General features: G+C 66.2%; 16 protein-coding genes. 12 read left to right on the forward strand and 4 right to left on the reverse strand.

Features of this window, described 5'->3' with window-relative positions; all coding sequences use genetic code 11:
* The first annotated feature begins 31 nt into the window (after positions 1-31).
* The 7 genes from KI794_RS08640 (at position 32) to rpsT (ending at position 5,668) form a co-directional block, all read left to right on the forward strand.
* Positions 32-958 (forward strand): hypothetical protein, encoded by a 927-nt coding sequence (locus KI794_RS08640; protein WP_255807783.1) that lies wholly within the window; start codon positions 32-34, stop codon positions 956-958.
* A 105-nt stretch (positions 959-1,063) separates the two neighbouring features.
* On the forward strand, positions 1,064-2,014 hold the full coding sequence (locus KI794_RS08645; protein ID WP_255807784.1) for an ABC transporter ATP-binding protein: 951 nt from the start codon (positions 1,064-1,066) through the stop codon (positions 2,012-2,014).
* Between the two features lie 4 nt (positions 2,015-2,018).
* The gene (locus KI794_RS08650; protein ID WP_119283923.1) at positions 2,019-2,774 is read left to right on the forward strand and encodes an ABC transporter permease; all 756 of its coding nucleotides are present in this window, start codon (positions 2,019-2,021) and stop codon (positions 2,772-2,774) included.
* A gap of 11 nt (positions 2,775-2,785) precedes the next feature.
* The gene (locus tag KI794_RS08655) at positions 2,786-3,916 is read left to right on the forward strand and encodes a sensor histidine kinase (RefSeq protein WP_255807785.1); all 1,131 of its coding nucleotides are present in this window, start codon (positions 2,786-2,788) and stop codon (positions 3,914-3,916) included.
* Positions 3,910-4,569 carry a response regulator transcription factor gene (locus KI794_RS08660; RefSeq protein ID WP_119283925.1) on the forward strand — a complete coding sequence of 220 codons (660 nt, stop codon included), beginning with the start codon at positions 3,910-3,912 and terminating at the stop codon, positions 4,567-4,569. Before KI794_RS08655 ends, KI794_RS08660 begins: the two co-directional genes overlap by 7 nt.
* Positions 4,569-5,210: a Pr6Pr family membrane protein gene (locus KI794_RS08665; protein WP_255807786.1), complete on the forward strand. Its 642-nt coding sequence runs from the start codon at positions 4,569-4,571 to the stop codon at positions 5,208-5,210. Before KI794_RS08660 ends, KI794_RS08665 begins: the two co-directional genes overlap by 1 nt.
* Positions 5,211-5,407: 197 nt before the next feature.
* Positions 5,408-5,668, forward strand: coding sequence for a 30S ribosomal protein S20 (rpsT, locus tag KI794_RS08670; protein WP_119283927.1), 261 nt, complete (start codon positions 5,408-5,410; stop codon positions 5,666-5,668).
* A gap of 261 nt (positions 5,669-5,929) precedes the next feature.
* Here the strand turns inward: rpsT and holA are convergent, their stop codons facing one another.
* Entirely contained in the window at positions 5,930-6,928 is a 999-nt protein-coding gene (gene holA / locus KI794_RS08675) for a DNA polymerase III subunit delta (protein WP_255807787.1), read from the reverse strand.
* A 143-nt stretch (positions 6,929-7,071) separates the two neighbouring features.
* Between holA and KI794_RS08680 the strand changes: the two genes are divergently transcribed.
* The 5 genes from KI794_RS08680 to KI794_RS08700 all read left to right on the forward strand — a co-directional run bounded on the left by KI794_RS08680 (position 7,072) and on the right by KI794_RS08700 (position 12,269).
* Positions 7,072-7,911, forward strand: a complete 840-nt coding sequence (locus KI794_RS08680; RefSeq protein WP_119283929.1) for a helix-turn-helix transcriptional regulator — start codon at positions 7,072-7,074, stop codon at positions 7,909-7,911.
* Between the two features lie 159 nt (positions 7,912-8,070).
* Positions 8,071-9,123: an iron chelate uptake ABC transporter family permease subunit gene (locus tag KI794_RS08685; protein WP_255807788.1), complete on the forward strand. Its 1,053-nt coding sequence runs from the start codon at positions 8,071-8,073 to the stop codon at positions 9,121-9,123.
* A complete protein-coding gene (locus KI794_RS08690) occupies positions 9,120-10,199 on the forward strand; it encodes a FecCD family ABC transporter permease (protein WP_255807789.1) in 1,080 nt (359 codons plus the stop codon). The genes KI794_RS08685 and KI794_RS08690 overlap by 4 nt, the downstream gene beginning before the upstream one ends.
* Positions 10,200-10,265: 66 nt before the next feature.
* Positions 10,266-11,135 (forward strand): ABC transporter ATP-binding protein, encoded by an 870-nt coding sequence (locus tag KI794_RS08695; protein ID WP_255807790.1) that lies wholly within the window; start codon positions 10,266-10,268, stop codon positions 11,133-11,135.
* A gap of 93 nt (positions 11,136-11,228) precedes the next feature.
* On the forward strand, positions 11,229-12,269 hold the full coding sequence (locus KI794_RS08700) for an ABC transporter substrate-binding protein (RefSeq protein WP_255807791.1): 1,041 nt from the start codon (positions 11,229-11,231) through the stop codon (positions 12,267-12,269).
* Here KI794_RS08700 and KI794_RS08705 read toward each other — a convergent pair.
* The 3 genes from KI794_RS08705 to KI794_RS08715 form a co-directional block, all read right to left on the reverse strand.
* Positions 12,266-15,067, reverse strand: coding sequence for a ComEC/Rec2 family competence protein (locus tag KI794_RS08705; RefSeq protein ID WP_255807792.1), 2,802 nt, complete (start codon positions 15,065-15,067; stop codon positions 12,266-12,268). The genes KI794_RS08700 and KI794_RS08705 overlap by 4 nt on opposite strands.
* Complete coding sequence (locus KI794_RS08710) at positions 15,064-15,837, reverse strand: helix-hairpin-helix domain-containing protein (protein ID WP_255807793.1); 774 nt, start codon at positions 15,835-15,837, stop codon at positions 15,064-15,066. Before KI794_RS08710 ends, KI794_RS08705 begins: the two co-directional genes overlap by 4 nt.
* Positions 15,838-16,184: 347 nt before the next feature.
* Positions 16,185-16,865, reverse strand: a complete 681-nt coding sequence (locus tag KI794_RS08715; protein ID WP_255807794.1) for a hypothetical protein — start codon at positions 16,863-16,865, stop codon at positions 16,185-16,187.
* Positions 16,866-16,877 lie beyond the last annotated feature (12 nt).

Here is a 16,877-nt window from a genome sequence, read left to right on the forward strand (position 1 = left end):
CTCTCCAAGCCATGCCCCGTAGGATGACAGCGTGTCTGCTTCACAGTTCTTCCGACGCGTTCTCGCGCCAGGACGCCCCGAGCGGGCCGCCTTGCTCGCAATCGCGCTCGGCGCGGCGACCCTTATCGACCCGGCAAAGCTTACGAAGGGTAAGCGTGCCGCTTACCGGCTCGGCATCGCCGGGCTGACCGCTGCCGACATCGCGACCGATGTTCCGCCAGGCACAAGCGCAACCTCCCGTTCCGCCGCCGCTGTCGCAGCAGGTGGCGCCGTGCTCGGTCTCTCTGAGGTCGGGGAAGCGTTCGACGCGCGCGTCCAGCGAGCGCTCGTGCGACGGGGCGTCTCGCGCCCACGCCTCGTTCTCGCGGTCTCGGGGGTCGCAATATCGCTCGCAGCACAACTGCCCGGGGTTATCCGGGCGAGCAGGATCACACGCGGTCTCCACCCGCGCGGCCTATCTGGCCTCGACGTGGGCGCCGGCGGCCACCCCGAATTCGCCGAGCTCCCCGACGGCGCACGGGCAGTCATAGCGGGAATGCTTGATTACAGTGCCGAGCCCAGCGCCGGGGCGCTGCTCGCGCAGCTCGACTCAGCACGCGAACAGCTCTGGGAGGGGGTTTCAGGCTCCTACGACGTCATCTCGATCGACGTCGCAGAGGCAGAGTCCAAGCCCCGCGCAGTGCCGCACGTTCAACGATTCCCCGTGTCGGCGTCTTTCGCTGACCCCGCCACAGGCAAGACGCGTGTGCTCCGTCTCTATATCGAGTCGGGCATGCTCGCCCAGCTCACGATCGAACATGAAGAGGCCCACGCAGAGTGGCAGCCAAACGATTCGAGAGAGGTCGGCCTCTGGCCTGCCCGGTGGCCAAGCCTCGCTGAAACAACGTTCACGCTCGACAGCGACGCGCCGAAAGACCGTCGAGCGGCTCGGATCGCGAACATCCGTCCCCGCGCATAGCCGTCGCCTACCGTTACGCGGCAAAGACACGCGTGACACCTGTCACGAGCTTTTCGTGACAGTGGCCTCTCGCTGCGGCCGGTGTCTCCGCGAAACACTGGGGGCATGAGACAGGAACACTCCCCCGGCCAGGCCCCGCTGCTGCCCGCGCTATCGACGAAGTCGCCCGCGCTCGAACTCGTCGCCATCGAGCGTCGCTTCGGGGCAGGAGACAAGCTCGTCCGTGCAGTCAACGGCGTCGACCTCAGGATCGAACGCGGGGAGGTCGTCGCGCTGCTCGGTCCGAACGGCGCCGGAAAGACGACGCTCGTCGACATGGTGCTCGGGCTCAGCGATCCCGACAGTGGTTCGGTGCGCGTGCTCGGTGAGTCCCCCCGGTCAGCGGTCGCACGTGGCACACTGTCGGCGGTCCTCCAAACAGGTGGTCTGCTCGCGGACCTCACTGTCCGTGAGACCGTCGAAGTGATCGCAAGCTTTCACGGCGCCGGCAGTCGCGTCACCGAGGCGCTCGAGCGCGCCGACCTGACGCCACTCGCGGGGCGCAGGGTGAGCAAGTGCTCGGGTGGTGAGCAGCAGCGGGTCAAATTCGCCCTCGCGTTGCTCCCCGATCCTGATGTGCTGATTCTTGACGAGCCGACCGCGGGCATGGACGTGACCGCCCGCCGCAGGTTCTGGGATGCGATGCGCGCAGACGCGGGTGCCGGGCGCACGATCGTGTTCGCAACCCACTACCTCGAGGAAGCCGAGCATTTTGCCGGGCGCACTGTCGTCATGAATCACGGGCGCATCGTCGCCGATGGTGGCACCGCAACGCTGCGCGCCTCACTCGGCGGCCGCACGCTCATGGCGACGCTGCCGGCGGGCGCAGACGCGCTGCTCGCCGAACTGCGCAGCGACGACTCAGTCTCGGATGTCACCGTGAACGACGGCCGCGTCACGATCCGCGCCGCGAACTCCGACGCGGTCGCCGCCCAGCTCCTCGCCGCTGGCGCGAGCGATCTCGAGATCGCAGCCCCAACGCTCGAAACCGCGTTTACCGCGCTCACGGAGGACTAATCCCATGCTCTTTACCACCACGTTTTTCCGCGTCGAGGTCATGCGCCAGTTTCGCAACCCGTACACGCTCGTCTTCACACTCGGGATGCCGATCGCCATGTACCTGTTGTTCGGCGCTGCCGCAGAGTACGCGACCGCAAGCGCTGGCAACGGCAACGTCGCCTTCTACGTGATGGCCTCGATGGCCGCGTTCGGCGCGGCGACAGCGATGACCTCGCTGTGCTCACTCGCCGCCTCGGAAGTCGGGCAGGGTTGGGGCCGTCAGATCGCGCTCACGCCGCTCTCGATCCCCGGGTATGCGGCGGTGAAGCTCGCAGTCGCACTGGCGTTCTCCGCGGTCTCAGTGGCCGGGGTGTTCCTTGTCGGAGCGCTCACCGGGGCACGCGCGGACTCACCCCTAGCGTGGCCGCTCGTCGCCGCGATTATCCTTGTGGGCGGGCTCATCTTTGGCTTGTTCGGGCTTGGCACGGGCCTCGCGTTTAACTCCGACACCGCGGCGTCGCTCGCATCAATCGCGATCACGCTGTTCGGATTTGTCGGCAACGTGTTCATGCCGCTCTCGGGCGCGATGCTGACGGTCGCCCATTTCACTCCGATGTACGGCTATGCCGCCCTCGTGCGCTGGCCGATCACCGAAGGCGCACTCATCTCAGGCGGGACCGACTCGATCTGGATCGTGCTGGCAAACGTCGCGGCCTGGACGCTACTCTTCGCCGCCCTCGTACGCTATGGGGTGCTTCGGTCTCGGCGCCGGCGCTAGGCTTGCAGGCGATGCGCACACGGAGTCAGACAGACACGTCAAACGCCTGGGCCCGCTACGGGTGGCTCATGGGCGCAATCTGGCTCGTCTTCCTCTACTTCCCGATCACCGCTCTCGTACAGTCGGCCGCACCGACGTGGGCACTGGTGCTCGGCTGGTTGAGCACGTTCACCTTTGCGGCCTCGTACCTCACTGGCTTCATCGTCGGACTTCGTTCCCCGCACGGGCGAGAACGCCCCGTGACGCTCTGGCTCTACGCAGCCGCGATCGGCAGCGCGGCGCTCACAATACCCTCGATCGGCTGGGCAGTCACGAGCTTCACGCCGTTTCTCATGTCGTACGCGTCGTACCTGCTGACCGCGAAAGCTCACTGGATAGCAAACACGGCAGGGCCCGCGCTCATCGTCTTCGAGGTCGCCACAGCGCAGACTCGAGGGGCCAACGAGCCGTGGCCGCTGCTCTGGATCACCATGATGATCGCAGCTGTCAACACGATCAATTCGTGGTTGATCGCGCGCTCGAGCGCTGCCGATGCGCTCCGGGTCGAGCTTGCGACGAGCGAGGGGCGCGAGGCCGTCGCACGGGACGTCCACGACCTCCTCGGCCACTCACTCACCGTCGTGAAGCTGAAGGCAGAGCTCGCGTCTCGGCTGCTGGAGCGTGATCCGGCGGCCGCGCGCGCGGAGCTTGACGAGATCGTCAGGCTCGCCGCCGAGGCGATCGAGGGCGTGCGCGGCACTGTCACTGGAGTTCGACGGGAGGGGCTCGCGGAGCAGCTCACTGCGACAACGGACGCGTTCGCGACTGCGGGAATCACGCTCGACGTGCGCGGGAGCGCCAGCTCGCTCTCCCCGGCGCAAGCGATTCCTGCCGCGTGGATCCTGCGCGAGGCGACAACGAACATCCTCAGGCACGCGAATGCAAGCCACGCGGTTGTCGCGTTCAACCCCGGCACGATCAGCGTTTTCGATAACGGTCGAGGGTACGGCGCAGCCGCGGCACCCGACACTGGCACCGCGCATGGCAGCCACAGCGCCGGGAATGGCATCCGCGGAATGCGCGAGCGCGCCGCTGCTGCCGGTGCCGAGCTGGAGATTGTCGGCACGCCAGGCACAGGGACGAAGGTAAGTCTGACATGGTGAACGCGAGCGGCCCTGACACTCACGACACTGTCGCTGGCGGCGAGGGCCGGATTCGGCTACTCCTCGCCGACGACCAGGCTCTCGTACGAGGCGCGCTTGGCGCCCTGCTCGGGCTCGAGCCCGATCTCGAAGTCGTTGGGTACGCAGCCGACGGGGCTGCGGCCATCACGCGCGCGGGTGAGCTCGCGCCTGACGTGTGCCTCATGGACATCCAGATGCCGGGGATGGACGGCATTGCGGCGACGGCAGCCGTGCGCGCTGCGAGCCCCAAGACCCGCGTGCTCATCGTCACGACGTTTGCGCGGCCGGGTTATCTTCGCGCGGCGCTCGAGGCGGGTGCCAGCGGCTTTGTCGTTAAGGACGCGCCACCCGAGGAGCTCGCCGACGCCATCCGTCGTGTCCACCGCGGCCACCGCGTCGTGGACCCCGCACTCGCCGAGGCGTCGCTGTTTGATGGCGCGAACCCGCTCACCGAGCGGGAGCGCCAGGTGCTCCGGCGCGCCAGCGAGGGCCTCACGGCCCCGGCGATCGCCGCCGAGATCTTCCTGTCGGCTGGCACCGTGCGAAACCTCCTCTCCTCGGCGATCGGCAAAGTCGGCGCGGAGAATCGCACCTCGGCCGCCCGGCTGGCGTTCGAGAGGGGGTGGCTCTAGTGCCATCGGTCACACGGGCCGGAGCGGCACGGCCCGCCGTTTCCTGGGCGCGGCTGCTGTTCGGCGCCGTCCTGCTCGCCGTGCTCGGCTACACCTACGTGCTCGGGGTCCCGTCAGACGGGCCGAACCCGTTTAACTTCTTCGGCTACTTCACGAACCTCACGAACCTCATCACCGGGCTCACCTTCATCGTCACTGGCGCCCTCGGCAGGCGTGGCGCAGTCCTCCCGCCGACGCTTCACCTGCTCCGCGGGGCCGCCGTCGCGTACATGCTCGTCGTCGGGGTCATCTACAACACGCTCATCCCAGGAACCGGTACGGCTCCCCCGTGGGTGTCGCTCATCCTGCACGCCATCGCCCCGGCGGTGGTGCTCCTCGATTGGCTGTTCGTCGGGGATCGCCGCCGGCTTCCGTGGCGGTCGCTGTGGGTGATCTTCCCATATCCGGTAATCTGGCTCGCCGTCGTCCTCGTGCGCGGAGTCACGGACGGCTGGGTGCCCTACGGGTTCCTGCTGCCGAGCCACGGTGCGGCCTACGTGCTCGCGCACATCGCTGGCCTGCTTTTGGCGCTCACCCTCGCCGGCGCACTCGTCTGGCTCTGCGCCCGCACCCCCGGCGCGGCAGCGCTGACTCGGCGCTGACTCGACGCTGACGAGATCGCCTCACCCCCGCTTGCCCGCACGCCGCCCCGACACGGCATTCCCCGCGTGCTCTCAGTCGCAGAATCTGCTAAAGTAGGTTCTTGGCTTGCGTGTGGCTCACACCACACCCCCGTTAGGTGCCCTCTCTCACCGCGCGGATCAACCCGATTGACCTCTACTGAAGGAACCAACCCAACGTGGCAAATATTAAGTCGCAGATCAAGCGCATCAAGACCAACGCCAAGGCTACCGAGCGTAACCGCGCGTACAAGAGCGAGCTCCGCACCCTCATCCGCAAGACCCGCGAGGCAGTCGTTGCAGGCGATAAGGCAGCAGCAGAGTCGTCGCTGAAGGTCGCAACCCGCAAGCTCGACAAGGCAGTATCGAAGGGCGTGATTCACAAGAATCAGGCCGCGAACCGCAAGTCGAAGCTTGCCGCTCAGGTCGCAAAGATCTAAGCACCGAGACTTCGAAGCTCGGGTTCCACCTCGGTGGGGCCCGAGCTTTTTTGTGCCAACTTCACCCGGGACTGGTCGCTACCCCGTGGTGCTCGACGCTCGCAATGGGATCGACAGTATCAATGCGAACTCGGGCCTGAATCGGGATACCTTCTGCAGATCCCATGGATACTGTGCGGGTCATCGGGCAGCAGAAGGCTGGGCTGGGCCGGGCCGGGCTGGGCCGGGCCGGGCCGGGCCGGGCCGGGCCGGGCTGGGCCCCTACGAGTCGCGACCGCGGAGCGACACGAACGTCACGAACCGCTCAATCGCGTACTCGGGGTCGCGGCTGCCGCCCTTCAACTGCCATTCGGTCTCAGCCGCGAGGTCGATAGCGCGCGCAAGGTCTTCCTCACGCCAGCCCCGAATGTCTTTCAACGCACGATCGACCATCCACGGCGCCATGCCGAACTGTTTGGCAAGCTGCCCCGAGGATCCGCGCGCGCCAAACACCCGCGCCATACCGCGGAGCTTCATGTTGATCACGGCGAGGATCGGGATCGGAGAGGTGCCACCCAACATCGCCTGGCGAAGCAGCAGCAGAGCGTCTGCCCGTTTCCCGGCAACCGCGGCGTCAGCGACTTTAAAGCCACTCGCCTCGACGCGTCCCTCTGTCGCGCGGTTCACATGATCTTCGGTGATCTCCCGCCCAACGTCAGACACGAGCTGCGCGCAGGCGCCCGCGAGTTCGGTGACGCTGCCTGACGAGTAGGCGGCTGCGAGCATGCGAACAGCCCCTGGCGTCGCGCGGGCCTGTAGCCTGCGAAACTCGGCCTGAGCGAACGCCAGGCGATCCTGGTCTTTCTTCAACTCGGGGCACAGCACCTCAACCGCACCCTGCGTCTTACGCACTGCATCGAGCAGCGCTTTTCCGCGCTGGCCAGTGGTGTGCCGCAGCAGAAGAGTCGTGTCGTCTGCCGGGTCTGCGATGTACCGCTTCGCGTCCTCGATGAACGCGTCGGAGCACTTCTCAACACCTGTCACACGAATGAGTCGCGGCTCCGCGAAAAGCGACGGGCTCGCGATCGTGAAGAGCTCGCCAGCACCATAGCTTGCGGCGTCGACGTCGTGCACCTCGAGCTCAGCGTTCGCCTCGCGGAGCATCTCGCGAATGCGCTGCGAAGCGCGGTCGGCGAAGAACTCCTCGGGGCCGCTTACGAGCACCACTGGTGCCGGAGTCACGTCGGTCCATTCAACCTTGGAGATCTTTGCTGTTGCCACGCGTCCAGACTACCGCCAGCCTCCGACACTGGGTCGCCAACGAGCAGCACCTCGCGTCAAGTCACGCACGGATCTCACGAGTAGCACCGATACATCAGATTAATGTAAGGTAAACCTAACTAGATTGCATTCGCGAGGGACACATGACGCTGCTTGACACTCGGCCGGCCACGGCCCCGGCGATAGGCCTGGACGACTCCCCCCACGAAGCAAGACGCACCGACGACGCACACGGCGGCGAGCGGTTCGTCGCCGCGCCGTACCTCCTCACGACAAGTGTGCTGCGCCCCGCCGAGGCCGTGACATGGACCCCGCACAGCCACCCGGAGCACGAACTCCTCTGGACGGACCGCGGCGTTGTGACGATGTTCGCCGACGGCAAGCAGTGGACCGTCACTCCGGGGGTTGGTCTCTGGCTCCCAGCCGGGACGATGCACGAAGGCTCCTCACGGGAGGACACCGATGTGCGCACGACATACTTCGATCCAGGTCTCTGGGAGAAGTCCTGGGAACGCCCCGTCGCGGTACGCCTCCAACCGGCAGCGCGCGAGCTCCTGCTCTACCTCAAACACGCAACCATGTCGGTTGAGCAGCGTGTCCGCGCTCAGGCGGTGTGCGTCGACATGCTCGAGCTCACCGACGGCGTCAGACTCGACATCCCGCTCCCCGAGGACCCGCGGCTTGCGCTACTCGTCGAGATGATCCTCAGCGATCCTGCCGACGACAGGTCACTCGAGCAATGGGCGTCGATGCTGAACATGACCTCCCGCACCCTCACCAGAGCTTTCAGCGCCGAGGTCGCCATGAGCTTCGCGCAGTGGCGAAGGCTCGTTCGGATGCGCGCCGCGCTCGGCCAGCTCTCCGACGGGCTCACCGTGAAGTCGGTCGCCCGCAGGGTCGGCTACAGCACGACGAGCGCATTCGTGACAGCGTTCCGTAAGACCGTTGGCTGCACGCCCGGGGAACTGTCCGGGCGGCTGTAACCGGGACGACCGCGCCCCCTGGGCGCACGCAAGACGTGCTGTCCGGAACGAAACACGACCTGTCCCCACACCGCAGCATCACCGCAATAGCCTCGATGCGGGAGGCCACGACCACGGCTTCTCGCTGCCCCGCCGCGAACCTGGAGGCCCGTCGACAGCATGACAGTCACCGCCCCTGACGTGCGGGCCGCGCGATCCGCGAACGGCCTCGCACACACAAACCTCTCCCGCACGCTGATCCTGCTCGGTATCCTAGTCTCGCTCGTCGTGATCGCGCTCGCGAGCGTCGTCATCGGATCTCGCGAGATCCCTGTCACCGTTGTCTGGGACGCAATCTTCGCTCCCGCAGACGTCGAAGACCATTTCGTGGTGCGCGACCTCAGGATCCCGCGCACTGTCGTTGCAGTTGTCGTAGCCTCGGCGCTTGGCGTAGCAGGCGCACTCATTCAGGCGCTCACTCGCAACCCGCTCGCCGATCCGGGAATCCTCGGTGTGAACGCTGGAGCTTCCTTCGCTGTCGCAGTCGGCGTCGGCGCATTCGGTGTCGCGACTATCTCGCACTACATCTGGTTCGCATTCGCGGGAGCTCTGATAGTCACAATCGGGGTCTACGCTATTGGGTCGGCCGGGCGGGGCGGGGCCGACCCGCTGCGCCTCGTCCTCGCCGGCGTCGCCCTTGGGGCAGCCTTGAGTGGCCTCACGTCGGCACTGACACTGCTCGACCCGCAGGCCTTCGACAAGATGCGAGGCTGGGGTGCAGGGACCGTCGTCGGACGGGGCCTGGATGTCGTTCTTCCCGTGCTCCCGTTTCTGGTCGTTGGACTCGTGATCGCGCTCGCGATGGCGCGGCCGCTCAACGCCATCTCGCTCGGCGAGGATCTCGCCGCGACACTTGGAGCACACGTGCTGCGCACGAGGATCCTCGTGATTATCGCGGTCACCCTGCTCGCCGGCGGCGCGACGGCTATTGCCGGACCGATCGGGTTCATCGGCCTCATGGTGCCACACGTCGCCCGTTGGATAGTTGGGCCCGACCAGCGCTGGATCCTCGCATACACGGTGGCGCTCGCTCCGATCTTGCTCCTCGTCGCGGACATCGTTGGCAGGCTCATTATGCGCCCCGCAGAGGTGCCCGTTGGCATCGTCACCGCATTCGTTGGCGCGCCAGTTCTTATCGTTCTGATCCGCAGAAGGAAAGTGAGCAGCCTGTGATCGACAGCTCAGACTCGGCGCTCACTCCTGCCCCGCGCATCGATTTTGGGCGAAAGGTCAGGCGACTCCGGTTGCTGAACGCGTGGGTTCGCGTCGACGTCCGCGTAGCCGGCGTCTGCGTGCTGCTTGCAGCACTCGCAGTCGTGATCGGAGTCGCTTCCCTCACGAACGGCGAGTATCCGCTCACGGTCAGGCAGGTGTGGGAGGCGCTCACCTCCGGCGTGACCGATTTCACCCATACAGTTGTCGTGGAGTGGCGGATGCCGCGCGCACTCGCCGCGATCACCTTCGGCGCCGCGCTTGGCGCGAGCGGCGCCGTGTTCCAGTCGCTCACACGAAACCCGCTCGCGAGCCCTGACATCCTCGGGTTCTCGTCGGGCGCTTACACCGGGGCGATCGTCGTGATGATCGTATTCGGCGGTAACTACGTCGATGTCGCAATAGGCGCGTTCGTCGGCGGACTCGCATCCGCGGCAGTCGTGTACCTCCTCGCGTTCAAGGGTGGGGTGCAGGGATTCAGGCTCATCATCTCCGGTATCGCCGTGTCTGCAATGCTCAGCTCGTTGAACACCTGGCTGACCCTGACCGCTGATCTCGACACAGCCCTCGTCGCTGCAGTCTGGGGCGCAGGGTCGCTCAACGGCATGACCTGGTCACAGACAGGGCTCGGCAGCCTCCTCGTGGTGGTGCTGCTCATCGTGACTCTGGCGTTCGCTCGCCCGCTGCGTCAGCTTGAGCTCGGGGACGACGCGGCGCAGGCGCTTGGCGTGCGCGTTGAGCCGGCCCGCCTCGCGCTCATGCTCGCGTCGGTCGGGCTCATCGCCGTCGTTACCGCTGCGGCAGGACCGATATCCTTCATCGCACTCGCTGCCCCACAGATTGCCAGGCGCGTCACCGGCTCGGCGGGCGTCTCCGTCCTCTCCTCGGCAATGATGGGTGCCGTCCTGCTGTCAGCTTCAGACTTCGTCGCACTTCATGCGCTGCCAGCCATGCTTCCAGTCGGCACCGTCACCGTTGTGATCGGCGGCGGATACCTCATCTGGCTACTCATCTACGAAGCGCGGCGTCGAGGCTAGCCCGCGCCGCCTACCGCGACCCGCTCGACCCGCCCCAGGGTCCATATCGAATGTGAAAGCGTATCAATGCCTGAACTCACGCACTCCTCCCTTCGCGTCGACAACGCCACGATCGGCTACGACCACAAAACGATCTCGACTGACCTCTCAGTAGATATCCCGGACGGTTCCTTCACCGTCATCGTCGGCCCGAATGCATGCGGCAAGTCGACATTGCTGCGGGCGCTCTCTCGACTCCTGAAGCCCACAGCGGGCAGTGTGTTGCTCGACGGCAGGAGCATCTCGTGGTATCGAGCAAAGGAGGTCGCTCGGCGGCTCGGCCTGCTCCCCCAGACCTCGCTCGCGCCAGACGGGATCACCGTCGCCGACCTTGTCGCGCGCGGCCGGTACCCACACCAGGGCCTCATCAGGCAGTGGACTGAGAAGGACGAGCGCGCCGTACTCAGCGCGATGGCGGCGACAGGGGTGACGGAGCTGTCCCCCCGGCTTGTCGATGAGCTCTCAGGCGGACAACGCCAGCGCGTCTGGGTCGCGATGGTGCTGGCGCAACAGACCGAGCTCCTGCTGCTCGACGAGCCCACCACGTTCCTCGACATCGCCCACCAGATCGAGCTGCTCGAGCTGTTCACTGACCTCAACCTCGCTGGGAACACCCTCGTCGCGGTGCTCCACGATCTGAACCAGGCGGCACGCTACGGGACGCACCTTATCGCGATGAAGGATGGCCGGATCGTCGCGCAGGGCGCTCCGGAAGAGATCGTGACAGAAGCGCTGGTCTCTGAGGTCTTCGGACTCGCGTGCCGAGTGGTGCCTGATCCTGTGGCCGGCACCCCCACAGTCGTGCCGCTGGGCCGCGACCGGTCTCGCGGAGCTGCGACGAGTCCCGAACGCGATGCAGCGAGTCCCCCTCGCGAATCACTCCCTGAATACCGTTAAGTATGGGCCCCAAGGGCTCACATCATGAGCCTTCAGGGCTCCACTCAATTCAGGCCCGTCTCCCCGGGCTATCGCTTGTCAGCAAGGACACACATGCCATTCGTATCCACATCTACGTCTCCCACCGCTCGGAGAACAGCGACTCGTCGTCGTGCGTGCGCGCTTCTCGGGGCAACCGTCGCCGTTGGTCTACTCGCCGGTTGCGCAAGCGGCCCACCTGCCTCTGACGGGGCGGCGCCGGCTGCATCGTCGGCATCGTCGGAGACCATCGACTTCGAGTACGAGGGCTACTCTGCGGAGATTCCGGACGAGCCGAAGCGGGTCGTTGTGCTCGACAGCCGCAGCGGACTCGAAATGGCGCTGCTCGCTGACTACCCGCTCGTTGCGACGGCATACGGCACCGACAGTCCGCTCTCCCCACTCATCGATGATGACGTCGCCCATCTGAAGAACACCGCGTTTGACTTGAACCGCGAAGAGATTGCGTCGTACGACCCCGACCTCATCGTCGTAGGCGTCGGGTGGTGGAACTTCTACGAGGGCGAGGACTTCAAGCTCGACGAGATTGCGCCCGTACTCGCCGTCAACGACGGCCTTGACGTCGAGGGCGCCTCCGCTGAGAACCCGTTCGAGGCGATGACTGCTCAGCTCGAGCTCCTTGGCCGGGAAGACAAGGCTGAGGAAGCGATCGCGGGTTACGAGCAGGCACTCGCGACCGCCAAGGACCGAATCGGATCCTACGCAGACGGCAAGGTTGCATCGGTCATTCACTCGCCGGTCGACAATTTCACCGTCATCTCAGACGAGTCGATCTACATGACCGTACTCCCCGAGCTCGGATTCACGATCCTCGAGAGCGAAGAGATCAATGCCGCACCGCCGAACCCGAACGGTATCGGCCACATGCTCAGTTACGAGAACGCCGTCAGCGTGTTCTCGGATACCGACATGCTGCTCGTCTACAAGGACAACGTCGCCGCGGACCTCGACCCGCTATTGAAGCGCGTGCCTGCGGTGGAGAAGGGAAACTGGATCGACGGCAACCTCGCCGAACGCTTCGGTTTCGCGCTCACCTACACGAGCTTCGTCAACGGGATCGCTGACGCCGTCGAGGGGTTCGCCGACTTCTCCTAACGGGTCTTGCGCCATGCTCGCAAAGCTGCTCTCGTTCCGGGGGCGCGCCCCGGCCAGGTGAGGGGGTTCACCGGCCCGGGGCGCTCTGGCGGTTGGGGCCGCCAGGCACGGTCGCGCGAGCGACCTGGCCTGGCGGCCCCACCGGCCGCCCAATACGTCATCTCGCCCCGACGGTCGACGATTGCGAGGGAACCGTGTTCGTCTGTGCGAAGCACCTCAGCCCCAGTAGCCGCGAGCGTATCGACGAGTTCGGAGTTTGGGTGACCGTATCGGTTGCCGCTCCCGACTGAGATCAACGCCGCGCGGGCGCCGAGCAAGTCGTACATGCCGGGAGCCTGGTCCCGTGAGCCGTGATGGGCAACTTTCACGACGTCAGCCGTCAACCCTGGATGGCTGCGAAGAAGCGGCTCTTGCTCGTTTGCACCAGTATCTCCGAGCATGAGCACGGTGAGCGCACCGACATCGACGCGCAATACGAGGCTCGTCGCGTTCACATCGCGATACGACGCGCGAACGGGTGGGGCGAGTACCTCCCAGCGCATCCCCGCGGTTTCACTCCGGCTGATGCCTGTGTCGGCTCGGACGCCGGCTCCAGCCATTCCGGCTGTGGCTTCGACAGCGGGGATCCCGGCTTCCACTATCCTGTCGCCTATTCGGCTCCGTCCGAGATCGTCGCCGCTGTCGGGCGGGAGGAGCGCCGAGTCGACTCGCCCGCTGACTGCGTCGAGTGCCCCCACATGATCCCAGTGGTCGTGAGTCAACACGAGTAAGCTGATCCGCTCCACTCCGAACACATCGAGGCACGCTTCCAGCGCGTCTGGATCATCACCCGTATCGACAAGCATCACCTCAGACTTCACGCCTGGGTCGCGAAGCAGCACAGCATCCCCCTGGCCGACGTCGCAGGCGACAATCGCCCAATCAGCTGGCACACCGAGACGCAGCACGAGCGGGACAACTACAGTGACCCCTCCGGCGATGCCGACCGCCGCCCCGGCAGTGATCCAGGCAGCGAGAGCCGGGACAAGCGCGGTTCTCACAGGGCCGATCCACCCTCGTCTGTGACGAACGGCACGGGTTCGACTGCTGGGCCAAGGTTGCCGGTAGTGCACGGCGGCGACGCTTCCTGGCGCAGCGAGGCCGCGCTGGCTTCGCCGCACGAATATACGAGCAAGCCATGCCAGGCAGTACACAGCCGTAAGTGTGGCGGCACCGCCCCACCCTTCGGGCCAGAACAATCTCCCGCCAGGCAGCGCGGCTCCTACCTCTCCCGCCGCCTCGATCCAGCGCGCCGGCCACGTTGCGCCCCAGAGCGCTAGCACCCCACTGCCACCGGGCAACGCCAGCAGGATCAGCGCGGCGAGGCCAGCTGCGGTTCCCGCAGGAGCCGCGGGTGCGGCAAGCAGGTTCGCGAGCACCCCGCCGAGCGAGAAGCCTGGCTGCAAGAGCAGTAGCAGCGGGGCGCAACTCACCTGGGCGACGACGGCGACGGCCAGCGGGAGGGCGAGCACTTGGGGCATCCGCGCCCGCCTGCGCAGCCACGCATTCACGGGTGTTGCTGCGAGAAGTATTCCTGCAGTCGCCACAACGGAGAGCGCAAAGCCAGGCTGGATTGCCTGCCACGGATCAGCCAAAAGCAGCACAAGGATAGCGAGGCCAAGCGCAGGAAGTGAGCGCCCCTGCTTCCCTCCAAAGTTTCCGGCGAGGAGCACACCCGCCATAATCGCCGCGCGCTGCACACTCGCATCGGGCCCCACGATCACCACAAACGCAATGAGCGCGCCGCCGGCAATGAGCACACGCCCGCGTCGCCCAAGACCCATGGCCCGTGCCGCCGCAACGGCTGCGGCGATGACGAGCGCACAGTTAGACCCTGAGACCGCAGTCAGGTGTGTCAGGTTTGATTCGAGCATCAATCGATCTAGCGAGTCCGATACAAGGCTCGTATCTCCCACAGCGAGGCCCGGGACGAGCTCTGCCCCGCGTACCCCAGCCGCCGCCGCACGCAGGCCCAGTCTCAGCGCCGCGGCAGCCTCGCCGAGCGTTGCAGGTACGTTACCCGCGGCGTGGGGACCCACCGTACTCGAGACCGACAACTCGAACGCAGCGAGGCTCTCAGGTGGCCCACGTGTGAGGGTTCCGGCCGCACACACGGTGGCGCCCGGGTACCAGCCAGCAGGTGGGGCACCGTCGAGCCACAGTATCGCCGACGCAGACGCAGGCACAGGCACAGGCACAGGCACAGACACCGATGGGGGCACCGCTGCCGGCAGCGGCGCGTGAACACCGCCACCGCAGCCTGATTCGAGGTCGACATCATGCGATCCGGATCCGGGAGCAGGCACAAGGCGAACGAGTCGGCCACGAACCCAACTCCGCTCTGCATCGTCTCCTCGAGCGCTCGCGGCAGGGGCCGGATAGCCGCCGACAACAACAGTTGCAGCAACGCGCGCGCCGCCTCCGAACCGTGATAGCGCCTCCGATACCGAGTCTCGACCGTGTTCAACGACCGCGACGCGCCCAATCACAGCGAGCAGAGCCGCAACGCAGAGCAGCCCGGCTCCTCCAGTCCATCCCCACTTGCTTTGCCCGGTTGCTCCTCGAGCCCGGCGACGGGCAGCAAGAATCGCCGCGATACCAACCCCGCCAATGCCCAGCACGACCTCAAACCAAATTGCGGCGCCCGGGATGTGCACAACAACCGCAGCCGCCGCCCAGCACACGATAGCGGGGGCGAGAAGCCGCCACTGCCCGTGACTGGGCGATGCGCTTGCGACAACACTGCCTGCCGGAGTCACACGACGACCCTGTCCCGGAACTTGTCGAGGGTCTTGCTGCCGATGCCACTTACCTCGAGGAGCTGATCGACGTCGGCAAATCTCCCGTTCGCTTCACGCCAATCAATGATGCGCTGAGCGATTGCTGGCCCGATACCGGGCAGCTCGGTGAGCCCTTCGGCTCCGGCAGTGTTCACGTTCACACGTCCTTCGACCGCGCCCTCGCCTCCGGCAGCTCCCCCCGTTGGAGCGCCGGTCCCGGGCAACGCAAGACTGCCTCCGGCTCCCTCGGCAGCAGTCTCAGCGTCGAGAATCACGATCTGCTCGCCGTCGCTCACCTCCCGAGCGAGGTTGAGCGCAGCAAGTGCAGCGCTCTCCGTTGGACCGCCCGCGGCCGTAATCGCATCGAGCACCCGTGAGCCCGGATCAAGCTCAAGCACACCAGGGTTCACGACCTCGCCGACGACGTGTACGACAAGCTTTGCTTCCTGAGTCACAAGCTCGCCCGCGCCTCCGGCGTGAGCGTCTACTGCCCCCGTGCCCGCATGAGCGCCGGGCCCGACTCCATCACCGCCCGTCCCTGTAGCGCTACTCCCGTCACGCCCGTCGGCTTGTGCGAGCCCGACCTCCCCGGTTCCCCCGAGCCCCCGGATGAGCACCGTCGCAGTGATCGCGAGCGCAACCACGAAGACTGCCACGGACACGAGCGCTGGCACACTCAGAACGCGCCGGAATCGCGCCGACGCTGATTCAGCCTGCTCCCAACTGAGTGGTTCAGGGTCCGCTCCCACGGTGGGTTCCCCGCGCCAACGCCCCGCGGGCTGTGTCTCACCTGCACGCCCCGCGACCGACGCTTTGCGAGGATCCTTGGCTCCGGCGGGCGTGGACGGCGTCTCCGGTCGGATAGCAGGGTGGGTGGGGTGATTATGACGGGTTCGAGGCCGAGACACGATCGGCGGTGAGGGGGGTCGGGTTGCGGGATTCATGTGCCCACTCTTCACGCCGCTCGCGAGCGAGAGGAACGACGAGCATCATCTGTGGATGAATCGCGCCAATCGTGGCGGCAGCACATGCTGCGTGCAACGCTCCAACGCTGTCAGTACGGTCAAATCGCCCGAACTGCCACTCGCGACATTGGTCAGACTGCGGCCGGCTGCCAGTCGGGGTTCGCCGCGCGAATACCAGCAAAGGCGAGCTCGATTGGCAGTTGCTCTCCGAAATGGGTTGAGGCGACCCACACGTCGCCCTGGAAGCCAAACCAATTCGTCTGCTTCATCGTCCCGTCGTCGACCGTGTGTGTGAACAGCACGACGCCCTGCGACTCAGACTCAACATAGTCTGAGCGGCGCAGGTCTTCGACAAGCCCGGCTCGGATCGCCGTCGGCAGGTTCGCAACGAATATGTTCGTCGTGTGGTCTGAGAGTGGCACGCCCCAGTAACACGGCACCACCTCGGTCGCGGCTTCAAAGGCTGACGCTGCGGATTGCCCAAGCGATGCCGTCAGGTGGGCTTCGTCGTCTGGGCCGTCCCAGGGTTCGAAGTTCTCGCCGAGCTTCGCTTGGACTTGTGCAAGCGGAATAAGCGTGTCGCAGGGAGGAATCGTCACAGGCGGGCCCGGATCGCTTGGCGCAACCGCCCCAGTGTCGCCGGCTGCTTCACCGTCAGCGTCGCCGGGGGCTGGCGCGATCTCAGAGTCGGTGGGCCGGGGCTCGGAGTTGGTCGAGGCAGGCCCGCAGGCTGTGAGCGCCAGCACCGCGCACGCGGCGACGACCGTCGCGAACATGAACTTCGGCCCAGGTGTGCTTCGCCGCTCAGTCATCGTCCCGCCTCA

Source organism: Leucobacter aridicollis (assembly GCF_024399335.1).
Lineage (GTDB): Bacteria > Actinomycetota > Actinomycetes > Actinomycetales > Microbacteriaceae > Leucobacter > Leucobacter aridicollis_A.

Excerpts from the sequence above, each read along its gene's own strand:
- KI794_RS08645 (WP_255807784.1), top strand. The coding sequence starts at position 1,064 with ATGAGACAGGAACACTCCCCCGGCCAGGCCCCGCTGCTGCCCGCGCTA.
- KI794_RS08650 (WP_119283923.1), top strand. The coding sequence starts at position 2,019 with ATGCTCTTTACCACCACGTTTTTCCGCGTCGAGGTCATGCGCCAGTTT.
- KI794_RS08655 (WP_255807785.1), top strand. The coding sequence starts at position 2,786 with ATGCGCACACGGAGTCAGACAGACACGTCAAACGCCTGGGCCCGCTAC.
- KI794_RS08660 (WP_119283925.1), top strand. The coding sequence starts at position 3,910 with ATGGTGAACGCGAGCGGCCCTGACACTCACGACACTGTCGCTGGCGGC.
- KI794_RS08680 (WP_119283929.1), top strand. The coding sequence starts at position 7,072 with ATGACGCTGCTTGACACTCGGCCGGCCACGGCCCCGGCGATAGGCCTG.
- KI794_RS08685 (WP_255807788.1), top strand. The coding sequence starts at position 8,071 with ATGACAGTCACCGCCCCTGACGTGCGGGCCGCGCGATCCGCGAACGGC.
- KI794_RS08695 (WP_255807790.1), top strand. The coding sequence starts at position 10,266 with ATGCCTGAACTCACGCACTCCTCCCTTCGCGTCGACAACGCCACGATC.
- KI794_RS08700 (WP_255807791.1), top strand. The coding sequence starts at position 11,229 with ATGCCATTCGTATCCACATCTACGTCTCCCACCGCTCGGAGAACAGCG.
- KI794_RS08715 (WP_255807794.1), bottom strand. The coding sequence starts at position 16,865 with ATGACTGAGCGGCGAAGCACACCTGGGCCGAAGTTCATGTTCGCGACG.